General features: G+C 66.6%; 4 protein-coding genes. 2 read left to right on the plus strand and 2 right to left on the minus strand.

The genetic code is table 11. From position 1 onward, the window contains the following. Positions 1-13: 13 nt before the first annotated feature. Positions 14-1,732 (minus strand): ubiquinone-dependent pyruvate dehydrogenase, encoded by a 1,719-nt coding sequence (gene poxB, locus ASE58_RS17300; protein WP_055824287.1) that lies wholly within the window; start codon positions 1,730-1,732, stop codon positions 14-16. 219 nt (positions 1,733-1,951) lie between these two features. Here poxB and ASE58_RS17305 point away from each other — a divergent pair, with 219 nt between their 5' ends. Beyond that, positions 1,952-3,076, plus strand: a complete 1,125-nt coding sequence (locus tag ASE58_RS17305; protein ID WP_200909397.1) for a hypothetical protein — start codon at positions 1,952-1,954, stop codon at positions 3,074-3,076. A gap of 10 nt (positions 3,077-3,086) precedes the next feature. On the opposite strand, the gene ASE58_RS17310 is transcribed toward ASE58_RS17305, so the two are convergent. Continuing rightward, positions 3,087-3,548: a GNAT family N-acetyltransferase gene (locus ASE58_RS17310; protein ID WP_055824292.1), complete on the minus strand. Its 462-nt coding sequence runs from the start codon at positions 3,546-3,548 to the stop codon at positions 3,087-3,089. 175 nt (positions 3,549-3,723) lie between these two features. Here ASE58_RS17310 and ASE58_RS17315 point away from each other — a divergent pair, with 175 nt between their 5' ends. After that, a complete protein-coding gene (locus ASE58_RS17315) occupies positions 3,724-6,768 on the plus strand; it encodes a TonB-dependent receptor plug domain-containing protein (RefSeq protein WP_055764167.1) in 3,045 nt (1,014 codons plus the stop codon). Positions 6,769-6,882 lie beyond the last annotated feature (114 nt).

The raw sequence follows: 6,882 nt of genomic DNA on the forward strand, positions 1-6,882 counted from the left end.
CCCCTCGCCACCCTCACCGCAACAAATTCGCCCGTGCCAGCTCGATCACCTCGTCGCCGCGCCCGCTCATGATCGCGCGCAGCGTATAGAGGCTGAAGCCCTTCACCTGTTCCGCCTTGATCTTGGGTGGCATGGCCAGTTCCATCGTCTCGGTCACAACATCGACCAGCGCCGGGCCGTCATGGGCGAAGGCGGCGCGCAACACCTCCTCCAGTTCGTCCGACCGGGTCACGCGCGCGCCGAAGAAGCCCATCTGCGCCGCGATCGCCCCGAAATCGGGGTTCTTCAGCGCGACATTGGTATCGACATAGCCCGCCGCCTTCTGCTCCAGCTCGACAAAGCCCAGGGTCGAATTGTTGAAGACGACGATCTTGATCGGCAGCGCCATCTGCACCGCGGTCAGCATGTCGCCCATCAGCATGGTCAGCCCGCCATCGCCCGACAGCGACACGACCTGCCGCTGCGGATATGCCGCCTGCACGCCCAGCGCCTGCGGCATCGCGTTCGCCATCGACCCGTGGTTGAACGATCCGATCAGCCGCCGCTTGCCATTCATCGTCAGATAGCGCGCCGCCCACACCGCCGGGGTGCCGACATCGACGGTAAAGGCGGCATCGTCGGCGGCGACCGCATCGATCACCCGCGCGACATATTGCGGATGCAGCGGCTTGTCGCCGTCGCGCGGGGTGGCGAGGTCGTCCAGCCCTTTACGCGCATCGGCATAATGGGCGCGCGCCTTGGTCAGAAAACCCTCGTTGCGTCCGGGCGCGATCAGCGGGGTGAGCGCCGCCGCCGTCTCGGCCACATCGCCGACGATGCCGATGTCGATCTGCACCCGCCGCCCCAATGCCGAGGGGTCACGGTCGACCTGCGCGACCTTCGCCTTGTCCGGATAGAAGTTGCGATAGGGGAAGTCGGTGCCGAGCATCAGCAGCGTGTCGCACTCCATCATCGCGTGATAGCCCGACGAAAAGCCGATCAGCCCGGTCATGCCGACGTCATAGGGATTGTCCCACTCGATCCATTCCTTGCCGCGGTAAGCATGGACGATCGGCGCCTTCAGCTTCGCTGCCAGCGCGACCACCGCGTCATGCGCGCCGGCGACGCCCGCACCACACAGCAACGTCACCGCCTGCGATCCGTTGAGCAGTTCGGCGAGACGCTCGATTTCCCCCGCCTGCGGCACGATGCGCGGGGGGAGGGGGGCGGCGAAGTCGGCGCGCGTGCCCTTCGGCGCGTCCTTCAGCGCGACATCGCCGGGGATCACCAGCACCGCCACACCCTGTTGCCCGATCGCGGTGCGCAGCGCCCGGTGGAGCAGTTCGGGCAGCTGTTCGGGGGTCTGCACCATCTCGCAGAAATGGCTGCATTCGCGGAACAGCTCGGTCGGGTGCGTCTCCTGGAAATAGTTCAGGCCGATCTCGCTCGACGGGATATGCGCGGCGATGGCCAGCACCGGCACGCGGTTGCGCTGGCAATCGAACAGCCCGTTGATGAGGTGCAGGTTGCCGGGGCCACAGCTGCCCGCGCACACCGCCAGCTTCCCCGTCGCGGCGGCCTCCGCGCCCGCCGAAAAGGCGGCGACCTCTTCGTGGCGGACATGCATCCAGTCGATCTGGCCCGAGCGGCGCAGACTGTCGTTGATCGCGTTCAAACTGTCGCCGGTCACGCCCCAGATGCGCTCCACGCCGGCGGCGACCAGCGTGTCGGTGATGAGGTCGGCGATCTGCATGGGATGTCCTTCGCGAAACGGGTTCGGGAGGGGAAACCGGCGAGCACGCGATTGGCTTCGTGCGAAGTGCGCAAGATGGGTTGCGAAACCAACGCAACGCCTTCGCCGCCTCGACGGTTCAGCGCGTGCGGCAACCACAGCGGGGGTGGAATGGACAAGCGATAATTAGGTTGGGAACGTCATTCGATCGACCTGACCGGCCCGCAGAGCCATGTGCTGGTGAAGGAGCCGGGGGTCGGATCGCTGTCGATCGGGCCGGCATCGCCCGGCCGGCAGGTCGACCTGGTGGTCGCGGCGGACGATCGCATCGACTGGCACGTCTTCGACCCGTTCCGCACGGGTTCCGATTATCCGTGGCCGCGCTTCATCACCTATATCGGCAGCGATGGCGGACTGTTCGACTGGGCACGCACCCGCAGAATCGAGGATGCGACATGGGTCCCGCTGCTAACCGGGGACCGGACGATCGATGCGCGCGATTCCCGGCTCCACAAGCTAAGGCTGCACCTGACCGAACCGGGCGGTCGGCTGCACCTGATCCTGCCCGACCGGTCGGCATCGCCGCATTTCACGCTGGAGCTGGAAGGCGATCTTTCGCGATTGTCGTGCGAGGGGGTGCCGCCGAAATATCTGACCCTCGCCCCCGCCACCCGGCGACGCGACGCGAACCGGCCGGTCGATCTGCCGGCGCTGGGGGTGCTCGAACAGGTCGAGCGCCTGACGCTGTGGAACGACCCGCTGGTGCAGCCGGTGTCGTTGCGCGGCCTTGCCCGCTTCCCGAACCTGCGCTCGCTGACGCTCAGGGGCGAGATCGCCGATCTCGACCGGCTTGCCGATCATCCGCAGCTGACGGGGCTTGAGCTTCGCGACATGCCCGACCTCAGCGGCCTGCCGCCGCTTGCCACCTGGCCCGATCTGGACGGCTTCATCGCGATCGATATCGACGATGGCGTCGGCAAGCGCCTGCGCCGCGAACTGAACGCCCGCGCCAGGCAACGCCCGTTCGCCAACCACACCCGGATCGCGAAGCTGCGGAAACCCGACTGGTGGGCGCGCGAATATGGTCGGCCGTTCGCCGCTTGGCCGCCACGCCGGGCGAAGACCGCCAATGCCGCGTTCGACACCGCACAGGCCGCGATCGCGGCGGCGACGGCGCTGGCTGAGGTTCAGGCGGCGATCACCGCCTTTGCCGCGCATTTCAACACGGTGAAGGGGATCGAAACCACCGAGCGCGAGACGCTGGCGGACGCGGTGTGGCAGTTGGGCCGTGCCGATGCGGCGACGGCGCTGGGCACCACCGACGCGCTGGCGCTGCAATGGTTCGACGCCGCGCGGGACTATTAGCGCCCGGCCGTCACCCCAGCGTGCAGACCTTCTGCACGATGCCCTCCGGCGTGCGATAGGTGCGGAAGCCCATCGCCTCGTAATAGCGTAGCGCGCCGGCGTTGTCGGCCGCGATATAGGCGTCGATCTTGGTCAGCCCTGCCGCCTGTGCCGCCGCGCGGGTGGCGCGGAACAGCGCGGCGCCCACGCCCTGCCGGTGGGCGTGCGGGGCGATGTGGGTGCCGATGATGCCCCAGCCCGACGGCACGGCGTAGCGATTGCCCGCCTCCGCCCGGACCAGCGACTGGAACCCGATGACCGCGCCCGCCGCATCGATCGCCACCGTGCAGCATATGCCGGCCGGGTTGGCGATGTAGTGGCTGGTGACGAACGCCACGTCGCTTGGCCGTTCGCGTCCGGTCCGGGCGATGATCGCGCGCAGCACGCGGTGCATCCCCTCCGCATCCGCGATCGCTGCCCTGCGTGTCTCCATATGCCCTCCCGATACGCGATGTATTACAATGGTGTGTCGTTCGGGCAACATATCGTTACAATATGTTAGGACTTGTATCGGCCTGCTTTACTCGGGTGAGACACTCGAACATCTGTCGCGCATGACGCGGCGGTCCGGGGGGGATCGTTCGCCTCGACCGGAGGGAATACAACCTATGAAGATCGTTTTCGGTCGCTCGCGCTTCGTCGCGGGTGCCGCCACCTGTGCGCTTGCCACCGCGTTGATCGCCGGCCCCGTCGCCGCGCAGACCACGCCCGCCACGCCCGGCACCCTCGATGCGCGCGACCAGGCGACGAACCCGACGACGACGCAGGGCACCGCCGACCAGGGCGCCGACGACACGATCGTCGTCACCGGCTCGCTGCTGCGCCGCACCGACAGCGAAACCCCCTCGCCGGTCACCGTGCTGACGTCGGACACGCTGGCGAAGGCCGGCATCACCAACGTGTCGGACGCGATCCGCTCGATCTCGGCCGATGGCGCGGGTTCGATCGGCACCGGCTTCCAGAGCGGTTTCTCGGCCGGCGGTTCGGCCGTGTCGCTGCGTGGCCTGGGTGTATCGTCGACGCTGGTGCTGATCGACGGGCTGCGTTCGGCCAATTTCCCGCTGAACGATGACGGCCGCAACGCCTATGTCGACCTCAATTCGATCCCGTTCAGCCTGGTCGACAAGGTCGAAGTGCTGAAGGACGGCGCATCGTCGACCTATGGCGCCGATGCGATCGGCGGCGTGGTCAACGTGATCCTGAAGAAGCACTTTACCGGCATCGACGGCCTGGTCGAAGGCGGCGTGGCGGAACGCGGCGATGCCTCGCACCAGCGCGCGCACCTGACGATCGGCACCGGCGACTATGACGCCCATGGCTGGAACGTGTTCATCAACGGCGAATATCAGCGCGACGGCCGGGTTTCGAACCACAGCCGCGGCTTCCCGTACAACACGCAGGACCTGACCTCGATCGGCGGTCTCGACAACAACCCGTCGGACAATTCGCTGACGGTCAATGTCCCCACCGCCTATGTCACGCGCGTTCGCCAGACCGACCTGAACAACCCGCTGAGCGGTGCGGCCGGGTCGCCGCTGACCAGCCAGTATCGCGCGCTGGGTCTGGGCAATTGCGCCCGCGACACCTTCACCCTGAACACCACCGCGGTCCAGGGCACCGGCTGCAAGTACGACCTGGTCGACCTGTATCGCCAGATTCAGCCGCTGCAGGAACGCTATGCGCTGAACGCGCGCCTCAGCGTCCGCCTGAGCGACACGACCGAAGGCTATGTCACCGCCAGCTACAGCCGCAGCGACGTCAGCATCAACGGCACACCGTCGGTTATCCGCGCGACGCAGCCCTTCGGCGCGGCACCGTCGGTCGCATCGGCGAACCCGGGCATCGTCCTGCCGATGTACATCTGCTCGGCCGGCACCAACTGCGCCACCGCCGCCGATCGCCAGCTGAACCCGAACAACCCGTTCGCGGTGGCCGGTGCCGATCCGACGGCCAGCGCCGCGCGCATCTATTACATGTTCGGCGACATCGCCGGTGGCAGCGACCGCAAGAACGAAGTGTACCGTGCCGCCGCCGGCCTGACCGGATCGTTCGACGACGAACGCTTCGCATGGCGCGTCGACGGCGTGTACGCCCGTGACGAGATGCAGATCACCCAGCACGGCCTGCTGAACATCCAGCAGCTGCTGCGCGCGATCAACACGGGCTCGTACAACTTCGTCAATCCGCAGGCGAACAGCCAGGCGGTGCGCGACCTGATCGCCCCGGACAAGGTTACGCCGTCCTTCTCGACCATGGCATCGGCCGATGCGTCGCTCAGCGCGCGCCTGCTCGACCTGCCGGGCGGTCCGCTCCAGCTCGCCATCGGCGGGCAGGTGCGGCGCGAGACGCTGGAAAACAACAACCAGAACGTGAACCTCGACACCTACGGCCTGACGACCGCTTCGGCGTTCGGCGCGCACACCGTGTCGGCGGCATATTTCGAACTGGGCGCCCCGATCGTCAAGCAGCTCGAAGTGAACGCGTCGGGCCGCTACGACCATTATTCGGAAGGGTTCAGCCACTTCTCGCCCAAGGTCGGGGTGAAGTTCACGCCGATCCGCGAACTGGCGTTCCGCGGCACCTATAGCGAGGGCTTCCGCGCGCCGACCTTTGCGGAATCGGGCGCACGCAGCCAATATGCCGGCTTCGTGACCACCACGCCGCCGTGCAACTTCATCCTGCAGCATGGCGGGACCGGCACCACCACGTCGTGTTCGGCCAACGGCAACCCGTACAACCTGCAATATTCGCTGGGCCGCGGGTCGGCGGGCAATCCCGACCTGAAGCCGGAAATCTCGCGCAGCTTCACCGCCGGCATGATCTTCCAGCCCGTCCGCTGGTTCAGCTTCACCGTCGACTATTACAATGTGCGCAAGAAGGACCTGATCGTCAGCGGCCCGTTGGTCGGCGATGCGGTGAAGGCCTATTACAACTCGGCCAACCTCGCCGCCGCACAGGCCGCGGTCGCGGCGATCGGGCAGGGGTATTCGGTCAACAGCGTCGATGCGGTCGATCCGAACTTCCCGAACGCGCTGCCGCGCGTGCTCATCATCAACGTGCCCTATGTGAACGCGAACTACTCGACCACGTCGGGCATCGATTTCGCGGCGACGCTGACCGCGCCGATCGCGGACGACGCGAACTTCACGAGCCGCGTCGAGGTGACACACATCCTCGAATACAACCTCAATGCGGGTGAGGCGAACGGCAACGTCCAGAACTATGCCGGGACGATGGGGCCGTACAACCTGTCGTCGGGCAACGGCACGCCCGCATGGCGCGGCAACTGGCAGAACACGTTGCAGGTCGGGCCCTACGCCCTGTCGGCGACGACCTATTATGTCAGCCGGATCAAGGCAGTGTCGGAAGACCAGAACCTGCCGCGCGATTGCGCCACCGGCAATCTCTACACCCGCTCGGCCCCGCAGAACCAACAGTTCTGCTACGTCAAATCGTTCATCAACGTCGACCTGAACGGCACGGCGAAGGTCAACGACAACTTCTCGTTCTTCCTGAACGTGAAGAACCTGTTCGACGTAAAGGCTCCGCTGGCTCCGGCCGCCTATGCCAGCGCGCCGAACTTCCTGACGACGTGGCATTATGCCGGCCTGATCGGCCGTCAGTTCCGCGCAGGCGCGAGCTTCCGCTTCTGATCGATCGGGTACCTGGAGCCTGATCCGGCAAAGCCGGATCAGGGCGGTACCGGCCCGCTCCCCCACCCGGCCACCCACAGCGTATCCTGATTGGGTGGCCGGGTGGGGGAGCGG

Source organism: Sphingomonas sp. Leaf9, from assembly GCF_001421355.1.
GTDB lineage: Bacteria > Pseudomonadota > Alphaproteobacteria > Sphingomonadales > Sphingomonadaceae > Sphingomonas.